19 protein-coding genes are annotated in these 17,610 nt (G+C 64.8%); 11 read left to right on the top strand and 8 right to left on the bottom strand.

Translation table 11 applies throughout. The annotated features are described in order from the left end of the window. The 4 genes from metE to B2X67_RS06935 all read left to right on the top strand — a co-directional run. On the top strand, window positions 1-1,131 hold a 1,131-nt coding region (gene metE, locus B2X67_RS06950), incomplete at its 5' end, for a 5-methyltetrahydropteroyltriglutamate--homocysteine S-methyltransferase (RefSeq protein ID WP_286785040.1). 182 nt (window positions 1,132-1,313) lie between these two features. Further along, window positions 1,314-3,209, top strand: a complete 1,896-nt coding sequence (locus tag B2X67_RS06945) for a potassium transporter Kup (RefSeq protein WP_286785039.1) — start codon at window positions 1,314-1,316, stop codon at window positions 3,207-3,209. A gap of 79 nt (window positions 3,210-3,288) precedes the next feature. Further along, window positions 3,289-3,759: a Cys-tRNA(Pro) deacylase gene (gene ybaK / locus B2X67_RS06940; RefSeq protein ID WP_286785038.1), complete on the top strand. Its 471-nt coding sequence runs from the start codon at window positions 3,289-3,291 to the stop codon at window positions 3,757-3,759. Window positions 3,760-3,907: 148 nt separating this feature from the next. Continuing rightward, a complete protein-coding gene (locus tag B2X67_RS06935) occupies window positions 3,908-4,690 on the top strand; it encodes a PhzF family phenazine biosynthesis protein (RefSeq protein ID WP_286785037.1) in 783 nt (260 codons plus the stop codon). A 46-nt stretch (window positions 4,691-4,736) separates the two neighbouring features. On the opposite strand, the gene B2X67_RS06930 is transcribed toward B2X67_RS06935, so the two are convergent. The 4 genes from B2X67_RS06930 to B2X67_RS20810 all read right to left on the bottom strand — a co-directional run bounded on the left by B2X67_RS06930 (window position 4,737) and on the right by B2X67_RS20810 (window position 7,845). Next, window positions 4,737-5,834 (bottom strand): ABC transporter ATP-binding protein, encoded by a 1,098-nt coding sequence (locus tag B2X67_RS06930; protein WP_286785036.1) that lies wholly within the window; start codon window positions 5,832-5,834, stop codon window positions 4,737-4,739. After that, window positions 5,831-6,751: an ornithine carbamoyltransferase gene (gene argF, locus B2X67_RS06925; protein ID WP_273228614.1), complete on the bottom strand. Its 921-nt coding sequence runs from the start codon at window positions 6,749-6,751 to the stop codon at window positions 5,831-5,833. Before argF ends, B2X67_RS06930 begins: the two co-directional genes overlap by 4 nt. 347 nt (window positions 6,752-7,098) lie before the next feature. Further along, on the bottom strand, window positions 7,099-7,401 hold the full coding sequence (locus tag B2X67_RS06920; RefSeq protein ID WP_273228613.1) for a hypothetical protein: 303 nt from the start codon (window positions 7,399-7,401) through the stop codon (window positions 7,099-7,101). Window positions 7,402-7,491: 90 nt separating this feature from the next. Continuing rightward, complete coding sequence (locus B2X67_RS20810; protein WP_090229750.1) at window positions 7,492-7,845, bottom strand: hypothetical protein; 354 nt, start codon at window positions 7,843-7,845, stop codon at window positions 7,492-7,494. A 298-nt stretch (window positions 7,846-8,143) separates the two neighbouring features. On the opposite strand from B2X67_RS20810, the gene B2X67_RS06910 reads away from it, so the two are divergent. From B2X67_RS06910 to grxD, 5 genes are all read left to right on the top strand, one after another. Then, window positions 8,144-8,611, top strand: a complete 468-nt coding sequence (locus tag B2X67_RS06910) for a response regulator (RefSeq protein WP_286785035.1) — start codon at window positions 8,144-8,146, stop codon at window positions 8,609-8,611. A gap of 5 nt (window positions 8,612-8,616) precedes the next feature. Next, a complete protein-coding gene (locus tag B2X67_RS06905; protein ID WP_273228612.1) occupies window positions 8,617-8,862 on the top strand; it encodes a hypothetical protein in 246 nt (81 codons plus the stop codon). 141 nt (window positions 8,863-9,003) lie between these two features. Next, entirely contained in the window at window positions 9,004-9,378 is a 375-nt protein-coding gene (locus B2X67_RS06900; protein ID WP_245728199.1) for a response regulator, read from the top strand. Window positions 9,379-9,534: 156 nt separating this feature from the next. Beyond that, window positions 9,535-11,643: a molybdopterin oxidoreductase family protein gene (locus B2X67_RS06895; RefSeq protein ID WP_286785034.1), complete on the top strand. Its 2,109-nt coding sequence runs from the start codon at window positions 9,535-9,537 to the stop codon at window positions 11,641-11,643. Window positions 11,644-11,737: 94 nt separating this feature from the next. After that, window positions 11,738-12,064, top strand: coding sequence for a Grx4 family monothiol glutaredoxin (grxD, locus tag B2X67_RS06890; RefSeq protein ID WP_090229736.1), 327 nt, complete (start codon window positions 11,738-11,740; stop codon window positions 12,062-12,064). A 101-nt stretch (window positions 12,065-12,165) separates the two neighbouring features. On the opposite strand, the gene bfr is transcribed toward grxD, so the two are convergent. The 4 genes from bfr to pyrC form a co-directional block, all read right to left on the bottom strand. Continuing rightward, a complete protein-coding gene (gene bfr / locus B2X67_RS06885) occupies window positions 12,166-12,636 on the bottom strand; it encodes a bacterioferritin (protein WP_090229734.1) in 471 nt (156 codons plus the stop codon). Between the two features lie 196 nt (window positions 12,637-12,832). Beyond that, window positions 12,833-13,048, bottom strand: a complete 216-nt coding sequence (locus B2X67_RS06880) for a bacterioferritin-associated ferredoxin (protein ID WP_090229731.1) — start codon at window positions 13,046-13,048, stop codon at window positions 12,833-12,835. Between the two features lie 312 nt (window positions 13,049-13,360). Next, a complete protein-coding gene (rnt, locus tag B2X67_RS06875) occupies window positions 13,361-14,035 on the bottom strand; it encodes a ribonuclease T (protein WP_090229730.1) in 675 nt (224 codons plus the stop codon). Beyond that, window positions 14,032-15,078: a dihydroorotase gene (gene pyrC / locus B2X67_RS06870; RefSeq protein ID WP_286785033.1), complete on the bottom strand. Its 1,047-nt coding sequence runs from the start codon at window positions 15,076-15,078 to the stop codon at window positions 14,032-14,034. The genes rnt and pyrC overlap by 4 nt, the downstream gene beginning before the upstream one ends. A gap of 211 nt (window positions 15,079-15,289) precedes the next feature. Here pyrC and B2X67_RS06865 point away from each other — a divergent pair, with 211 nt between their 5' ends. Together B2X67_RS06865 and B2X67_RS06860 are read left to right on the top strand one after the other, a co-directional pair. Further along, the gene (locus tag B2X67_RS06865; protein ID WP_286785032.1) at window positions 15,290-16,210 is read left to right on the top strand and encodes a flagellar protein MotY; all 921 of its coding nucleotides are present in this window, start codon (window positions 15,290-15,292) and stop codon (window positions 16,208-16,210) included. A 117-nt stretch (window positions 16,211-16,327) separates the two neighbouring features. Continuing rightward, window positions 16,328-17,545: an argininosuccinate synthase gene (locus tag B2X67_RS06860; RefSeq protein ID WP_286785031.1), complete on the top strand. Its 1,218-nt coding sequence runs from the start codon at window positions 16,328-16,330 to the stop codon at window positions 17,543-17,545. Window positions 17,546-17,610 lie beyond the last annotated feature (65 nt).

Here is a 17,610-nt window from a genome sequence, read left to right as displayed (position 1 = left end):
AGCCGCGCCGCCTCGCCGCGCATCCACAAGCCGCAGGTGCAGGCGCGCCTGGCGGCGATTCGGCCGGTCCACGCGCGGCGCCAGTCGCCGTTCGACAGGCGTATCGAGGTGCAGCGCGAGCGCCTGCGCTTGCCGGTGTTCCCGACCACGACCATCGGTTCCTTTCCGCAGACCTCGGCAATCCGCCTGGCGCGGCAGTCGTTCAGGCAGGGCAGGCTGTCGGTGGCGGAGTACACCGAGGCGATGCACAGCGAAATCCGCCACGCCGTCCAGGTGCAGGAACGCCTCGGCCTGGACGTGCTGGTGCACGGCGAGGCCGAGCGCAACGACATGGTCGAGTATTTCGCCGAGCAGCTCGACGGCTATGCGTTCAGCCGCTTTGGCTGGGTGCAGAGCTACGGTTCGCGCTGCGTGAAGCCGGCGCTGATCTACGGCGACCTGAGCCGCCCGCACGCCATGACGGTGGACTGGATCCGCTATGCGCAGGGCCTCACCGACAAGGTGATGAAGGGCATGCTGACCGGACCGGTGACCATGCTGATGTGGTCGTTCCCGCGCGAGGACGTGTCGCGCGAGGTGCAGGCGCGGCAACTGGCGCTGGCGATCCGCGACGAAGTGGTCGACCTGGAAGCCGCCGGCATCCGCATCATCCAGATCGACGAGGCGGCGTTCCGCGAGGGCCTGCCGCTGCGCCGCGAACACTGGCCGCACTACCTGGACTGGGCCACCGAGGCGTTTCGCCTGTGCGCCTCCGGCGTGCGCGACGAAACCCAGATCCACACCCACATGTGCTACAGCGAGTTCAACGACGTGATCGAGTCCATCGCCGCGATGGATGCCGACGTGATCACGATCGAGACGTCGCGCTCAGACATGGAGCTGCTGGAGGCGTTCGAGGCCTTCGCCTACCCGAACGACATCGGCCCCGGCGTCTATGACATCCACTCGCCGCGCGTGCCGGAAACCGCGGAGATGGTCGGCCTGCTGAGCAAGGCGGCGCGGCGGATTCCCGCCGAGCGCCTGTGGGTGAACCCGGATTGCGGCCTGAAGACCCGCGGTTGGGCGGAAACCGAACAGGCGCTGACGAACATGGTCGCCGCCGCGCGGCAATTGCGTAGACAACTGGCCTGAGTTCGGCTCGCCCCAGGGGCGGCTTCAGGCCGCCGGCGTTCGGCAGGGCATCGGGCGAGGCGTGGGCATCGCCTTGCCTCGCGACGAACACTTGCAGGCCGCGGGCGTGGCGGCCGGGGGCTTGATCGGCCGCCGAGAGAGGCGCAGCATTCGCTCCCTTTTGTGCGGAAAAACCAGAGTCCATGAGCGAACCCACGCCTGCCGTCGCCAACGCGCATCGCCCTGCGGGGATAGGCCTGCTGATCGCCGCGGTCGGCGTTGTCTACGGCGACATCGGCACCAGCCCGCTTTACACCCTCAAGGAAGTCTTCGCCGGGCATTACGGCGTGCAGGCCAACCACGACGGCGTGCTCGGCATTCTCTCGATGATCTTCTGGTCGCTGATCTGGGTGGTCTCGATCAAGTACATGCTCTTCGTGCTGCGCGCCGACAACCAGGGCGAGGGCGGTGTGATGGCGCTCACCGCGCTGGCGCGCCGCGCCGCGGCGGCATATCCGCGGCTGCAGAACCTGCTGATGCTGCTCGGCCTGTTCGGCGCCGCGCTGTTCTACGGCGACAGCATGATCACCCCGGCGATTTCCGTGCTCTCGGCCGTGGAAGGCCTGGAAGTGGCGTTCCCCCGGGTGGCGCACTGGGTGGTGCCGCTGTCGCTGGCGCTGCTGATCGGGCTGTTCCTCATCCAGCGCCATGGCACGGCGCGCATCGGTGTGGTGTTCGGTCCGGTGATGCTGGCGTGGTTCATTGCCCTTGGCGCGCTCGGGTTGTACGGCATCGTGCAAAGCCCGGAAGTGCTCAAGGCGATCAACCCGTACTGGTGCGTGAATTTCTTCCTCGCTCATCCGGGCATCGGCGTAACCGTGCTCGGCGCCGTGGTGCTGGCGCTCACCGGCGCCGAGGCGCTGTATGCGGACATGGGCCACTTCGGCCGCGCGCCTATCGCCCGTGCCTGGTTCGGCCTGGTGCTGCCGGGGCTGACACTCAACTACTTCGGCCAGGGCGCACTGCTGCTTGCCGACCCCGAGTCCGCACGCAACCCGTTCTTCCTGCTGGCGCCGGGCTGGGCGCTGCTGCCGCTGGTGGCGCTGTCGACCCTGGCCACCATCATCGCCTCCCAGGCGGTGATTTCCGGGGCCTTCTCCCTGACTCACCAGGCCATCCAGTTCGGCTATATCCCGCGCATGTTCATCCAGCACACGTCCAGCCATGAACGTGGGCAGATCTACATCGGCGCGGTGAACTGGGCGCTGATGGTCGGTGTGGTGCTTCTGGTGCTGGGCTTCAAGTCGTCCGGCGCGTTGGCCTCGGCGTATGGCGTGGCGGTGACCGGCACCATGCTGATCACCACGCTGCTGTTCTCGGTGGTGATGCTGCGCCTGTGGCGCTGGCCTTTGCTGGTGACGCTGCCGATCCTGCTCGGTTTCCTTCTGGTGGACAGCCTGTTCTTCGCCGCCAACGTGCCGAAGATCTTCGAGGGCGGAGCCTTCCCGGTGATCGCCGGCATGGGCCTGTTCGTTCTCATGACCACCTGGAAGCGCGGTCGCGAGATTCTCGTCGAGCGTCTTGGCGAGAGCGTGCTGCCGTTGCCGACCTTCGTCGCCAGCATCCGCATCCAGCCGCCGCACCGGGTGATGGGCACGGCGGTGTTCCTCAGCGCCCGCAGCGACGCGGTGCCGCATGCGCTGCTGCACAACATGCTGCACAACCAGGTGCTGCACGAGCAGGTGGTGCTGCTCACGGTGGTCAGCGAAGACCGCCCGCGGGTCGAGGAGGAACGGCGCTTCGAGGTCGAGGCCTATGGCGAGGGCTTCTACCGGGTGATCCTGCATTTCGGCTTCATGGAGGAGCCGGACGTGCCGCAGGCGCTGACCCTGTGCCATCTCACCGACCTGGACTTCAGCCCGATGCGCACCACCTACTTCCTCAGCCGGGAAACGGTGATCCCGACCAAGCGCATGGCCATGGCGCGTTGGCGCGAGGCGCTGTTCGCCTTCCTGCTGCGCAATGCCAACAGCAGCCTTCGCTACTTCAAGCTGCCGTTCAACCGGGTGATCGAGCTGGGCACCCAGGTGGAAATCTGAGGCGATTGACGCGGCGCGCTGCATGCGCCGCGGGCTTTGCGATAAGGTAGACAAACCCCTCCAGTACCCCGTTACGACCATGACCCCCGCCATCGATCTGCTCAAGAAAGCCCGCGCCGAACACCAGGTTCACAGCTACGTCCACGACCCCAAGGCGCCGTCCTACGGCCTGGAGGCCGCCGAGAAACTCCGTCTGCCGGCGGAACGCGTGTACAAGACGCTGCTCGCGGCGACCGAGAAGGGCGAGCTGCTGGTCGCCGTGGTGCCGGTCGCCGGCAGCCTCGACCTGAAGGCGCTGGCCCACGCGGCGGGCGCGAAGAAGGCCGAGATGGCCGATGCCAACGCCGCGCAGCGTTCGACCGGCTACCTGGTCGGGGGCATCAGCCCGCTGGGGCAGAAGAAGCGCCTGCGTACCTTCATCGACGCGTCCGCGCAGAACTTCCCGACCATCCACGTCAGCGCCGGGCGCCGCGGGCTGGAGGTGGAGCTGGCCGCCGCGGTGCTGGCCGAACACACCGGTGGGCAGTTCGCCGCCATCGGCCGGAGCTGAACGCCGTCCGCTCACGGATGGCTGAGGCGACCCTGCGAGGATCATCCGTACAGCGGCTTGTATCGCGATAAAAATTCGAAACTGTATCGCTCGCCATTTCGGTCGAACGGGCATGCTTTGCCACCACCGTTCAGCAATGGAGCCCGATATGCCCCTCGCTTTCCACCAGGTCGATGCCTTCTCAGACACCCCGTTCGCCGGCAACCCGGCGATGGTCTATCGCCTCGATCAATGGCTCGACGACGCGCTGATGCAGCGCATCGCCGCCGAACACAACCTGGCGGAAACCGCCTTCGTGGTGCGCGAGGGGGCCGCCTGGCACATCCGCTGGTTCACTCCGAGCGCCGAGGTGCCGTTGTGCGGCCACGCAACCCTGGCCAGCGCCCACGTGCTGTTCGAGGTTTACCGCGAACCGGGTGAGCGCATCGATTTCACCTGTCGCAGCGGCAAGCTGGCGGTGACGCGTGAGGAGGGGCGGTTGGTGCTGGACTTTCCCGCCCAGGCGGCGACGCCCGTCGCCATTCCCGAGGGCCTGGAAAGCATCCTCGGGCAGAAGGTGTCGGCCGTATTCGATGCGCCGCAGTTGCTCGTGCTCCTCGAGTCGGAGGACGCGGTGCGCGCCTGCGTGCCTGACTTGAAGCGCCTCGCCAGCCAGGACTGGCCGAACGTGATGATCACCGCGCCGGGCAGCGAGTACGACTTCGTCTCGCGTAACTTCGCCCCGGCGATCGGTATCGACGAGGACCCGGTGACGGGCTCGGCCCATTGCATCCTGATTCCCTACTGGGCGCAGCGGCTCGGCAAGAACGTGCTGCGGGCGTACCAGGGCGGCGCGCGGGGAGGGCAGCTGTGGTGTCGGCTGGAAGGCGAACGGGTGAAGATCGGCGGCTACGCCACGCTGGTGGCCAGCGGGCAACTGCATATCGCGTGAGAGCGGCGATCGAATCGCCCGGCGCGCAGGCGTCGGGCGAGCTGCTTCAGGCCATCCCGCCGCAGCGGCGCACGCCGATCTGCTCTGAGGACGTCTCGCCCTGCGCGGGGTAGAGCACCAAGTGCTCGGCGGCGACACGGATACCGACGTCCTGGCCGGGCAGGAACTCGGTCTGGCTCGGGAAGATCGATTCCAGCTGGCAGCCAGTCGGGAGCTGCAGGCGATACAGCGTCGCTGCGCCGAGGAAGGTGCGCCCGAGGATGCGCGCCTTCAGCGCACTGCCCGGATCGAGGGTGATGTCGTCCGGGCGCAGCAGCACGTCCACCTGCGTCCCGTTTTCCCAGGCATAGGCGCGGTTGCCCCGCAGCTCGCCGAGTTCGGTGTGCACGCAGTCCGGGCCGGTCATCCGGCCGGGAATGAAGTAACCCTGGCCGATGAAGCTGGCGACGAAGGGCGTCGCCGGCTCGTGGTAGAGATTGAACGGCGTATCCCACTGCTCGAGGTGGCCGCGGTTGAACACCCCAACCTGATCGCTCACGGCGAAGGCTTCTTCCTGATCGTGGGTGACCAGGATGGCGCTGGTGCCACGCGCCTTGAGGATGTCGCGCACCTCATGGCTCAGGCGCCGGCGCAGTTCACCGTCGAGGTTGGAGAAGGGTTCGTCGAGCAGCAGCAGCTGAGGCTCAGGCGCCAGCGCGCGGGCCAGCGAAACACGTTGCTGCTGGCCGCCGGACAGTTCGTTCGGATAGCGCTTGGCCAGCGCGCCGAGGTTGACCATGTCCAGCAATTCGGCAGTGATGCGCTCGCGGTCGGGGTTCTGGCGAATGCCGAAGGCGACGTTCTGCGCCACGCTCAGGTGGGGGAACAGGGCGTAGTCCTGGAAGACCATGCCGATGCGCCGCTTCTCCGGCGCGACGGTGAAGCCGGGACGGGAAATCACCTCGCCCGCCAGGCGAATCTCGCCTTCCTGCACCGGCTCGAAGCCGGCAATGGCGCGCAGCGTGGTGGTTTTGCCGCAGCCGGACGGGCCGAGCAGACAACCGATGTCGCCCGCATTCAGGTGCAGGTTGAGGGTCTTCACCACGCGCTGCTCCTGGTAGCCGCAGGCGAGGTCGCGCAGGTCGAGCAGGAGGTCGTGTTTCATGCGTAGTGGTAAGCCGGTTCGACGAGGAATTCGAGAAGCGCCTTCTGCACGTGCAGCCGGTTCTCCGCCTGGTCCCAGGCCACCGAGAAGGGCTGATCGAGCAGGTCTTCGCTGATCTCCTCGCCGCGGTGCGCCGGCAGGCAGTGCATGAACAGCACGTCTTCGGCGGCACCGGCGAGCAGTTCGCGGTTGACCTGATAGGGGCGGAACAACGCCAGACGGGCGGCGGTTTCATCTTCCTGGCCCATGGACGCCCAGACATCGGTGCACACCAGGTGCGCGCCGGCCACGGCCTGGTGCGGGTCGCGCATCACCTGCACACGATCGCCGGCCTGGGCCAGCAGCGTGGCGCTCGGCTCGTAACCTTCTGGGCAGGCGACGCGCAGCTGGAAGTCGAACTGCTGGGCCGCTTCGATATAGCTGTTGCACATGTTGTTGCCGTCGCCGATCCAGGCCACTGTCTTGCCGGCGATGCTGCCGCGGTGTTCGTGGTAGGTCTGCATGTCGGCGAGCAACTGGCAGGGGTGCAGATCATCGGACAGTCCGTTGATCACCGGCACCCGCGAGTTGGCGGCGAATTCGGTCAGGGTGTCGTGGGCGAAGGTGCGGATCATCACGGCGTCGAGCATGCGCGACATGACCTTGGCGCTGTCGGCGATCGGCTCGCCGCGGCCGAGCTGGGTGTCACGCGGCGAAAGGAAGATCGCCTGGCCGCCCAGCTGAATCATGCCGGCTTCGAAGGACAGCCGGGTCCGCGTCGAGGCCTTCTCGAAGATCATCCCGAGGACGCGGTTCTTCAGGGGCTCGAAGAGCACGCCGCGGTCGCGCAGGTCCTTCAGCTCGCTGCCTCGGCGGATCAGCCCGACCAGTTCCTGGGGGGTGAAGTCCATCATCGAGAGGAAGTGCCTGACGCTCATGTTCATTACCTTGACTGCACCGGACGCTGTCCGGACATCCTGTTTTCACGAAAAATACGACGACCTACGGCTTGAGGCCGCACGGTGCGACGAAACGGGGGAAGGCGCGATGTTATAAAAAAATGTCGCTTCACGCCACGCTGGAACCTGTCACCGCCGGGTTCGCGGCTGTTGCGGCTTGGCGGGCGAGGGCTTGTGCACTCCCCGGTTTGCCAATCCCGGCAGGACCGACGGCTAGCCTTTTCCAGGTGAAAAAGCGCCAGCCGAAGCGGGAAGAGAGCATTTGTACACTGCGCCTGCGTCGCTTGGCAATGAACGCAACGGCAGGCGTGGGAGGGGCTTTCGGTCTACCAGGAGGTCTGTTGCATGCCTTTGCTTTCGGCTTCGCGGCGCATTTCGGATACGGCGATGACCATCGCCTCGAGCTTCTCGTCCTCGGCGCTGCGGTCCTGCAGAGTCTTCTCGAGGGCGACTCGTTCCGCCTCCAGCGTACGGACACGCTCGGCGGCCGCCTGCGCCTCGGCAACCTGACGCGCGGTGTAACTGTCTATCAGGGCGAGACTGATCTGGTAACCGGCGGTACCGATGGCCAGTGCGCCGGCGACGCTCAGGACTCTGATCTTGAAGGTGCGGGAAAGGCGGATTGCCATGGCATTCGCTCCTTGAGGGACGGGGCGATGCTAACGCAGAGGCGCAGCAACGAAAAGCCCGCACGAAGCGGGCTTTTGCTTTACCCGCTGCTACCAGCGCGGGCGTGGCGGACCATAGTAGTAGCCTGGCGGCGGGCCATAGTGCGGCGGCGGCATGCGCACTACGGGATACGCCTGGTAGTACACCGGCACCGGCTGGTAATAGACGGGCGGCGGTGGCGGATAATAGGCCGGCTGAGCCGGGTAATAGGTGACGGGCGGCGGTGCCGCCTGGACGTAGACCCGTTCCGGCGGTCGTTGCGAAGCGACGAAGACCCCGCCTACCACAGCCCCGACTACGGCTCCCATTACCGCGTTGTCCGAGCCATGCCCATGAGCTGCGGCCTGTCCGCTGAGAACGAGGCTGCCGACCAGGAGAGCGACCTGGGGGATGCGACCAAACATGTGTTCCTCCATGCCCGGGGAATAGGTTCCGGGGCGATATATCTGACCGCTAAACAAGCGCGTCGTGGAGTGGTCATAGGTAAAGGTTGTGTAAGCCCGGACCGGTGGTCAAACGTTGCACGAATGCACGTGTCTGCCTGCCATCGACCCTGCGCAGTTGGCGTCCTGTAGATGCCGCTCGTCGCCGTTGGCACGCCAAGTGGCCAATCGCCACGTACTGTAACCGGTCATTGAGAGCCGCTGTTTTGCCGGGTTCTTCCTCCAAAAGCGGCTATTCCATCGATATCAAGAGAGATGTATGGACGAAGATTTGTTGAGCAAGGAGGAGCAGAAAGCATTGTCCGAGGTGGTTCACGAACCGGAGATCTCGCGGCCGGCGGTGCTTCTGGTCGACGACGACGAAGCGTTCCGTGAACTGCTTGCCGAAGTCTTCCATATCCACGGGATCCTTTGTTTTCCGGCCGACGGCGTCGAGTCCGCCATTCGCCTGCTGAAAAAGCGCGCGACCATTTCGCTGATCGTCACCGATCTGCGCATGGGGCCTAGCGGTGGCCTGGAGCTGGTGCGCTGGGTGCGCGAGTCGGAACGTTCGGAACTGCCGGTGGTGATCATGTCCGGCCAGGCGGACATGCAGGACGCGATCGATGCGATGCACCTCAACGTCATCGACTTCCTGCTCAAGCCGGTGGATTTGCAGAACATGCTCGCCGTGGTCCGTCGTGAGCTGCGCATCGAGGATCAACCGCCGCCGGACTTCGGGGCCTGAGTCGCATGACCGAAAAAGAGCTGCTCGCCGCGCTGACACGCCTGATCGCAACGGACGACCTGCCGGACTTCACGCCCTCGGTAACCGGGGCGCTGCTCTTCGAGACGCTGCTGGACAACTGGGATGAGCTGAGCCCCGCCGTGCGTGGCCAACTGATGCTGGTCCTGGGCATTCTGACCAGGGAGCTGTCCGCCGAATCCAAGGCTGAGCGCACCACCGCGCAGATTCTGGAGCGGCTCACCCGGCGCTGAGTTTTCCTCGCTGAACGTCGCACATTCGTCCTTTTGTCCGCATTCGTTGCTCGCCGGAATTAACGGCGGCCGGCCGGGTCTGTAAAAATGAGCGGTACGCGGTCTCGATGAAAATGCCAACAAACTTTAGCGGTGTCCGTTTTGCCTAAGTCCATCCTCGTTGTTGATGACGAACCGTCGATCCTTTCGCTTCTGGTGGAGCACCTGGAGGGGAGCGGCTATGAAGCGTTCGGTGCCGAGACTGCGCAGCAGGCGATTGCCCTGCTGGACGGTCATCATTCGGTCGATCTGCTGATCTCGGATTTCCGTCTGAACGACGGCATGAACGGTCTGATGGTCGCCGAGGCGGCGCTGCGCTCGCTGCCGGACATCAAGGTCCTGTTTATCAGCGGGCATCCCTACGAGGTGTGGGAGGCCGAGAGCTTCAAGCAGATGAACGCGCTGCTGCTCGGCAAGCCCTTCATGCTCGACCAGCTTGATCATTCGATCGACGAGTTGCTCGCCGTCTCCGAGTGACGGCACCAAGCGCCAGACCCCGGCGCGGGAATCGGCGTACATGATGCCGGTCGATTCATGCCGCGAAGGCTCGTGGTGAACGTTTTCGTTTAGCGCCATAGTCTCGATATCCGCCGACCCGACCGGTCGGCTAGAACAACAAGACGAGGCGTGCCCATGAGCCGAACCCTCCACCACCGTGCGTGCCACCTGTGCGAAGCCATCTGCGGCCTGAACATCGAAACCGAGACCCAGGCCGACGGTTCGCAGCGCATCCTCTCGATCAAGGGCGACCCTGAAGACAGTTTCAGCCGCGGGCATATCTGTCCAAAGGCCGTTGCCCTGCAGGATATCCAGGACGACCCCGACCGACTGCGCCAACCGATGCGCCGGGTGGGCAACGAGTGGCTGCCGATGGCCTGGGACGAAGCCTTCGCCTACGCCGCCGAGCGCCTGGCCGATATCCAGCAGCGCCACGGGCGCAACGCGGTGGCGGTGTATCAGGGCAACCCCAGCGTGCATAACTACGGGCTGATGACCCACAGCAACTACTTCCTCGGCCTGCTGAAAACCCGCAACCGCTACTCGGCCACCTCGGTCGACCAGCTTCCGCACCATCTCACCAGTCACCTGATGTACGGCCACGGCCTGCTGATACCGATTCCGGACATCGACCACACCGACTTCATGCTGATCCTCGGCGGCAACCCGCTGGCGTCCAATGGCAGCATCATGACCGTGCCGGACGTGGAAAAACGCCTGAAGGCCATCAAAAGCCGGGGCGGCAAGCTGGTGGTGGTCGACCCCCGGCGCAGCGAGACCGCGGCGATAGCCGACCAGCATCTGTTCGTCAGGCCCGGCCAGGACGCGGCGCTGCTGTTCGGCCTGCTCAACACCCTGTTCGAGGAAAACCTCACCCGCGGCACCCATTTGCCGGTGGAGGGCCTGGATGAGGTCCGCCGCGCCGTGGCGCCCTTCAATGCCGAAGTCATGGGCCCGCGGTGCGGCATCCCGGGCGAGCAGATCCGCCAACTGGCACGGGATTTCGCCAGCGCCGACAAGGCGGTGTGCTACGGCCGGATGGGCGTCTCCACCCAGGCGTTCGGCACGCTTTGCCAATGGCTGGTGCAGATGATCAACCTGGTCAGCGGAAACCTCGATCGCGAAGGCGGCGTGCTGTGCACGGAGCCCGCGATCGACCTGGTGGCGAGCACGTCCGGCGGCCATTTCAATCTCTGGCAGAGCCGCGTCTCCGGCCTCCCCGAGTACGGCGGCGAGTTGCCGGTTTCCGCGCTCGCCGAGGAAATCCTCACGCCCGGCGAAGGGCAGGTTCGGGCGTTGATCAGCGTGGCCGGCAACCCGGTGCTTTCCACGCCCAACGGCCGGCAGATGGAGCAGGCGCTGGACGGGCTGGAGTTCATGCTCAGCGTCGATTTGTACATCAACGAGTCGACCCGCTACGCCGACCTGATCCTGCCGCCGACCTCGCCGCTGGAGCACGACCACTACGATTCCACCTTCAACCTGCTGGCCGTGCGAAACGTCACGCGCTTCAACGAGCCGGTGTTGGCCAAGCCGCAGGGCGCGCTGGACGACTGGGAAATCTTCGTCGGCCTGGCCCAGGCCTTTGCGGAAAAGACCGGCGTCGAACTGAAGCCGACCATGTCGCCGCAGCAGATGATCGACATGGGCCTGCGCTACGGCCCTTACGGCGATCGTTCGCCACGCCAACTGAGCCTCGCACGCCTGCGTGACTACCCGCACGGCCTCGACCTCGGTGCGCTCAGACCGAACCTGGCGGCGAGGTTGAAGACGCCGTCGGGCAAGGTCGAGGCCGCGCCGGCTTTGCTGCTGAGCGACCTGCCGCGTTTCGCGGCGGTCGAGCAGCCGGTGGCGGGCGAGCTGCTGCTCATCGGTCGTCGCCATGTACGCAGCAACAATTCCTGGATGCACAACTATCACCGGCTGGTGAAGGGCAAGCCCCGCCATCAGTTGCTGATGAATCCGCAGGATTTGACTTCGCGCGGCCTGGCGGATGGGCAACGGGTGCGGGTCAGCTCGCGGGTGGGGCTGATCGAGGTCGAGGTCGCCGCCAGCGAGGACATGATGCCCGGCGTCGTAAGCCTGCCGCATGGCTGGGGACACGCGCGCCCCGGCGTGCAGGCCCGCATCGCCAGCGCGCAACCGGGCGCCAGTGCCAACGACCTCACCGATGAGCGCGAACTCGATGCGTTGTCCGGCAATGCCGCGTTGAATGGTGTGCCCGTGCGGGTGGAGGCCGCCTGAGCGCGATGCCGGGGTTGAGCGCCGGCGGCGGCTTTCCGTTACAATGCCGCCACCGTGCCGGCCATTGGGTCGGATAGTCAGCCGAGGTGACCCCATGGATATCATCGAAACCATCAAAGAGCAGATCGCCAACAACACCGTCCTGCTGTACATGAAAGGCTCGCCGAACGCCCCTCAGTGTGGCTTCTCGGCCCGCGCTACCCAGGTACTGATGGCCTGTGGCGAGAAATTCGCCTACGTGGACATCCTGCAGAACCCGGAAATCCGCGCGAACCTGCCGAAGTACGCGAACTGGCCGACCTTCCCGCAACTGTGGGTCGGTGGCGAGCTGGTTGGCGGCAGCGACATCCTTGCCGAGATGTTCGAGAAGGGTGAGCTACAGCAACTGATAAAGGCTGCCACCGGCAAAGCCGACGCCTGATCCGCGCCCCCTAAGCAGAAACCCCGCCTCGGCGGGGTTTTCTGTTTCTGCGGGCATGAAAAAGGCGGGCCTGGGCCCGCCTTCGTTCAGTCGCCGCGAATTTACTCGTCCATCTGCGACTGCAGGTAGTTCTCGAGGCCGACCTTGTCGATCAGGCCCAGCTGGGTTTCCAGCCAGTCGATGTGTTCCTCTTCGGACTCGAGGATGTCCTCGAGCATGTCGCGGGTCGCGTAGTCGCCGACGCTCTCGCAGTAGGCGATGGCCGATTTCAGATCCGCATGCGCCTTGTGCTCCAGGTTGAGGTCGCACTGAAGCATTTCCTTGGTGTTCTCGCCGATCAGCAGCTTGCCGAGTTCCTGGAGGTTGGGCAGGCCTTCGAGGAAGAGGATGCGCTTGATCAGCTTGTCCGCATGCTTCATCTCGTCGATGGACTCGTGGTACTCGTGCTTGCCGAGTTTTTCCAGGCCCCAGTCCTCGTACATGCGTGCATGCAGGAAGTACTGGTTGATGGCGATGAGCTCGTTGCCGAGGATTTTGTTCAGGTGCTGGATGACTTGCTTGTCGCCTTTCATGGCCGGATCCTGTCGCAAGGTGAGGGCAGGCTCGAAGTTTGTCGCGGTGAAAAGTTTAAGTCAAACCTAAGTTATTGAATTGCAAGAAGATTAAAATCCGAATGAGAATGTTTGAGTTCCGCATCGCGACGCTAAACCGTTGAATTCAGGCATAAAAAAACCGGACAGAGTGTCCGGTTGTTTGAGTTCTGGGTCTTCAGGCGGCAACAAAATTACCCGAGAAATTCGCCGCGGCCTGGCTTTGAGCCTCGCCGATGGTGTCGCGTACCACCTGTTTGGCGAGGCAGGCACACTTGCCGCATTGCTTGCCTACGCCCAAGGTCTCACGCACATCCCGGTAGCTGCAGCAGCCTTCGTAGATCGCATCGCGGATTTGTCCGTCGGTGACACCTTGGCAGAGGCAGACATACATAGATAAGGGCTCATCAGGTTGAGTCGATGGAGCGATACTAATCTAAATGAGAATGATAGTCAAAAGATCGGGACTCGCATTCACGTTGGAATATAGTCGATACAAATCAATTGGTTACGTAGATCATGAGGCTCGAGGACAAGGCCTTGCGCCACGAGAATGTAGGGCTGGCGATGAGCGGTTGCCTGATTTCAGTGCCAGCGTGCTGGCCGGGAGGCAGCCGCGGGTAACGCGGGGGCGTAGTGGTAGATCGCACGATTCGCGGGCGTAAAAAAGCCCGGTCGTGCCGGGCTATTTCTGGGGCGATAACGATCAGTCGTCGAAGTCTTCCCAGCCACCCATCTGTTTCCAACGGTTGACGATGCCGCAGAACAGCTCGGCGGTCTTCTCGGTGTCGTAGCGGGCGGAGTGCGCTTCGCGGCCGTCGAAATCGATCCCGGCGGACTGGCAGGAGCGCGCCAGCACCGTCTGGCCGTAGGCGAGGCCGGAGAGCGTCGCGGTATCGAAGCTGGAGAACGGATGGAACGGGTTGCGCTTGATACCGGTGCGCGCCACCGCGGCATTCAGGAAGCCGAGGTCGAAGGCGCTGTTGTGCCCGACCAGGATCGCCCGTTTGCAGCCATTGGCTTTCACGGCCTTGCGCACGCCACGGAAGATGTCGGTGAGCGCGGTTTCCTCGCTGACGGCCATGCGCAGTGGGTGGTCGAGCTTGATGCCGGTGAATTCCAGCGCGGCCGCTTCGATGTTCGCGCCCTCGAACGGTTCGACGCGAAAGAAATGGGTGTGCTCGGGGAACAGGAAGCCGTCCTGATCCATGCCGATGGTCACCGCGGCGATTTCCAGCAGCGCGTCGGTGGCGGCGTTGAAGCCCCCGCATTCCACGTCCACGACCACCGGCAGGTAGCCGCGAAAGCGCAGCGCCATCGGATGGCGCGGGCCGCTCGGCAGGCTGCCGTCGAGTTCGTCGTCGTACTGATCTTCACTCACGCATTGGTCTCCAGCAGGCGCCAGCGCAGGGTTTCCCCAGCGCGCAGGGGTACTACGGCATGTTCGCCGAAGGGCAGGGTAGCGGGGGCTTTCCAGTCTTCGCGAACCAGGGTGATGCGATCCTGGTTGCGTGGAAGGCCGTAGAAGTCGGCGCCGAAGTGGCTGGCGAAGGCCTCCAGGCGCGACAGCGCGTTACGCTGGTCGAACGCTTCGGCGTACAGCTCGATGGCGGCGTAGGCGGTGTAGCAGCCCGCGCAGCCGCAGGCGTTTTCCTTGGCATGCTGCGCGTGGGGCGCCGAGTCGGTGCCGAGAAAGAACTTCGGATTGCCGCTGGTGGCCGCGCCGAGCAGCGCTTCCTGGTGCGTGTTGCGCTTGAGGATCGGCAGGCAATAGAAGTGCGGGCGGATGCCGCCGACCAGCATGTGGTTGCGGTTGTACAGCAGGTGGTGGGCGGTGATGGTCGCGCCGACGTTGGCTGGCGCGGACTCGACGAACTGCACGGCTTCCTGGGTGGTGATGTGTTCGAAAACCACCTTCAGCGTGGGGAAGCGTTCGACCACGCGACGCAGGTGCTCGTCGATGAAGACCTTCTCCCGATCGAACACGTCGATCTCGCCCCGCGTCACCTCGCCGTGCACCAGCAGCGGCATGCCGCATTCGGCCAGGGCCTCGAGCGCCGGGAAGATCTTGTCGATGCTGGTCACGCCGGAGTCCGAATTGGTCGTCGCGCCGGCCGGGTAGAGCTTGGCGGCGTACACGAATCCCGATGCCTTGGCCGCGTGGATGTCCTCGGGCTGGGTACGGTCCGTGAGGTAGAGCACCATCAGCGGCTCGAAGCGACTGCCTTGCGGCCGCGCGGCGAGGATGCGTGCGCGATAACCGGCGGCTTCTTCGGCATTGCGTACCGGCGGCACCAGGTTGGGCATGACGATCACGCGAGCGAAGCTGCGGGCCGCATCGCCGACGGTAAACGGCAGCGCCGCGCCGTCGCGCAGGTGAATGTGCCAGTCGTCGGGGCGCAGCAGGGTAAGGCGGTCGGACATGAAGGTTTCCAAACGGTGAAAGCTGTCGGGAATGCTACCGGAAAAGCGCTGTGGCGGCACGCCGCAGTTCCGTGCGCCGCCGCCTGGGACGCCGATTCGCGACGTTAGCGAGGCCATGCTGGCCATTCGCCGAAGCGCGTCGCGGGCTTCAAGTTTTCCGCCAAGGCACCGATACCCATCGGGAATGTCGTTTTTCATCGTGGAGCCTCCCGTGCGCCAGCGTTATTTCGTCCTGCTCTGTGCGTTCGCCTGCGCGCCCGCCGCCGCCGTTTCTTTCCAGACCCGTCTGGAAATGGCCGAGTGGCAGGTGCAGGGCGATCAGTTCGAATGCCGCCTGTCGCAACCGATCACCGACTTCGGCAGCGGCGAATTCGTGCGCAAGGCCGGCGAGCAGGCGGTGTTCCGTCTGAATGCCCGCGAGCACTGGCTGGACAGGGGTTCCGCGACGCTGCTGGCTGCGGCGGCGCCCTGGCAGCCGGGACGCGGCGACATCAATCTCGGTGCGGTGACGGTGGGCAATGGCGACGTGCCGTTCAGCAGCACCCAGCAGCAGGCCGGCCGCCTGCTCACCGGACTGCTGGAAGGGCGTAGCCCGCTGGTTCGCCATCGCACGCTGCAGGGCGGCGACAGCCTGGAAATCCGCCTGCTGCCGACCAACTTCAGCAAGGCCTACAACGACTACCTCGGCTGCACCGCCAAGCTTCTACCGGTCAACTACGACCAGGTGAAGCAGGCGACGCTGGGCTTTCCCGGCGGCGGTGCCGAACTGGATGACACCACCCGCGCCAAGCTCGACATCATCCTGCAACTGGTCAAGGCCGACCCCAGCATCAACCGCTTCAGCCTGGACGGTTATTCCGACAACAGCGGCAACCGCCTGAGCAACCGCGACCTCTCGCGGCGCCGCGCCCTGGCGGTGGAGGAGTACCTCAAGGCCAACGGCATCGGCGAAGAGCAGATCACCGTGCGCTTCTACGGCGAACAGTATCCGCTGGTGCCCAATACCAGCGCGGCCAACCGCGAGAAGAACCGCCGCGTGACCTTGCACCTGTCGCGCGAAACGGCGCCGAGCAAGCCGACCGAGCCGGCGGCGCCTGCGCCAACGCCACCTGCCGCCGCCGGCACGTCCTGAGTCCTGCGGCGGGGCGCTCCTCTGTCGCCGAGCTGTCTTTGCCTGTCGCGCCCCTGTAAATCGGACCGCGCGGTCGGTAGAATCCACGGTTTTCGTACAACCCCGTGGAGCGATGGCATGGCGGACGTGAAGAAGGTAGTCCTGGCTTATTCCGGTGGCCTGGACACCTCGGTGATTCTGAAGTGGCTGCAAGACACCTATAACTGTGAAGTGGTGACCTTCACCGCCGACCTCGGTCAGGGCGAAGAGGTCGAGCCGGCCCGCGCCAAGGCCCAGGCCATGGGCGTCAAGGAAATCTACATCGACGACCTGCGCGAAGAGTTCGTCCGCGATTTCGTCTATCCGATGTTCCGCGCCAACACCGTCTACGAAGGCGAGTACCTGCTGGGTACCTCCATCGCCCGTCCGCTGATCGCCAAGCGCCTGATCGAGATCGCCAACGAGACTGGCGCCGATGCCATTTCCCACGGCGCCACCGGCAAGGGCAACGACCAGGTGCGTTTCGAGCTGGGCGCCTACGCGCTGAAGCCGGGCGTGAAAGTGATCGCTCCGTGGCGCGAGTGGGACCTGCTGTCCCGCGAGAAGCTGATGGACTACGCCGAGAAGCACGCCATCCCGATCGAGCGCCACGGCAAGAAGAAGTCGCCGTACTCGATGGATGCCAACCTGCTGCACATCTCCTATGAAGGCGGCGTGCTGGAAGACACCTGGACCGAGCACGAAGAAGACATGTGGCGTTGGACCAAGTCGCCGGAAGCGGCGCCGGATACCCCGACCTACATCGAACTGACCTACAAGGCCGGTGACATCGTGGCCATCGACGGCAAGGAAATGAGCCCGGCCAGCGTACTGGCCGAGCTGAACCGCATCGGCGGCGAGAACGGCATTGGTCGCCTCGACATCGTCGAGAACCGCTACGTGGGCATGAAGTCCCGCGGCTGCTACGAAACTCCCGGCGGCACCATCATGCTCAAGGCCCACCGCGCCATCGAGTCGATCACCCTGGACCGCGAAGTCGCTCACCTCAAGGATGAGCTGATGCCCAAGTACGCCAGCCTGATCTACACCGGCTACTGGTGGAGCCCGGAGCGTCTGATGCTGCAGAAGATGATCGATGCGTCCCAGGCCAGCGTGAACGGCGTGGTTCGCCTGAAGCTGTACAAGGGCAACGTCATCGTCACCGGCCGCAAGTCCGACGACTCGCTGTTCGATGCCAACATCGCGACCTTCGAGGAAGACGGCGGCGCCTACAACCAGGCGGACGCGGCGGGCTTCATCAAGCTCAACGCGTTGCGCATGCGCATCGCCGCCGGCAAGGGCCGCACGCTGTTCTAAGCGTCCGACGGTCCGGCGGCCCTGCTAGGTCCGCCAGCCGCGCCAAGCGCATAAGAAAACCCCGG

Source organism: Pseudomonas sp. UBA3153 (genome assembly GCF_002364635.1).
Lineage (GTDB): Bacteria > Pseudomonadota > Gammaproteobacteria > Pseudomonadales > Pseudomonadaceae > Pseudomonas_O > Pseudomonas_O kuykendallii.
Note: the sequence above shows the minus strand (reverse complement) of the source record. Positions and strands in the feature narration are given on the sequence as shown.

Bases quoted from the DNA above. Each gene is read 5' to 3' on its own strand.
- grxD (WP_090229736.1), top strand. From the start codon at position 11,738: ATGGATATCATCGAAACCATCAAAGAGCAGATCGCCAACAACACCGTC.
- B2X67_RS06910 (WP_286785035.1), top strand. From the start codon at position 8,144: ATGGACGAAGATTTGTTGAGCAAGGAGGAGCAGAAAGCATTGTCCGAG.
- B2X67_RS06935 (WP_286785037.1), top strand. From the start codon at position 3,908: ATGCCCCTCGCTTTCCACCAGGTCGATGCCTTCTCAGACACCCCGTTC.
- B2X67_RS06945 (WP_286785039.1), top strand. From the start codon at position 1,314: ATGAGCGAACCCACGCCTGCCGTCGCCAACGCGCATCGCCCTGCGGGG.
- B2X67_RS06880 (WP_090229731.1), bottom strand. From the start codon at position 13,048: ATGTATGTCTGCCTCTGCCAAGGTGTCACCGACGGACAAATCCGCGAT.
- B2X67_RS06905 (WP_273228612.1), top strand. From the start codon at position 8,617: ATGACCGAAAAAGAGCTGCTCGCCGCGCTGACACGCCTGATCGCAACG.
- argF (WP_273228614.1), bottom strand. From the start codon at position 6,751: ATGAGCGTCAGGCACTTCCTCTCGATGATGGACTTCACCCCCCAGGAA.
- B2X67_RS20810 (WP_090229750.1), bottom strand. From the start codon at position 7,845: ATGTTTGGTCGCATCCCCCAGGTCGCTCTCCTGGTCGGCAGCCTCGTT.
- pyrC (WP_286785033.1), bottom strand. From the start codon at position 15,078: ATGTCCGACCGCCTTACCCTGCTGCGCCCCGACGACTGGCACATTCAC.
- B2X67_RS06930 (WP_286785036.1), bottom strand. From the start codon at position 5,834: ATGAAACACGACCTCCTGCTCGACCTGCGCGACCTCGCCTGCGGCTAC.
- B2X67_RS06895 (WP_286785034.1), top strand. From the start codon at position 9,535: ATGAGCCGAACCCTCCACCACCGTGCGTGCCACCTGTGCGAAGCCATC.
- B2X67_RS06920 (WP_273228613.1), bottom strand. From the start codon at position 7,401: ATGGCAATCCGCCTTTCCCGCACCTTCAAGATCAGAGTCCTGAGCGTC.
- B2X67_RS06860 (WP_286785031.1), top strand. From the start codon at position 16,328: ATGGCGGACGTGAAGAAGGTAGTCCTGGCTTATTCCGGTGGCCTGGAC.
- ybaK (WP_286785038.1), top strand. From the start codon at position 3,289: ATGACCCCCGCCATCGATCTGCTCAAGAAAGCCCGCGCCGAACACCAG.
- bfr (WP_090229734.1), bottom strand. From the start codon at position 12,636: ATGAAAGGCGACAAGCAAGTCATCCAGCACCTGAACAAAATCCTCGGC.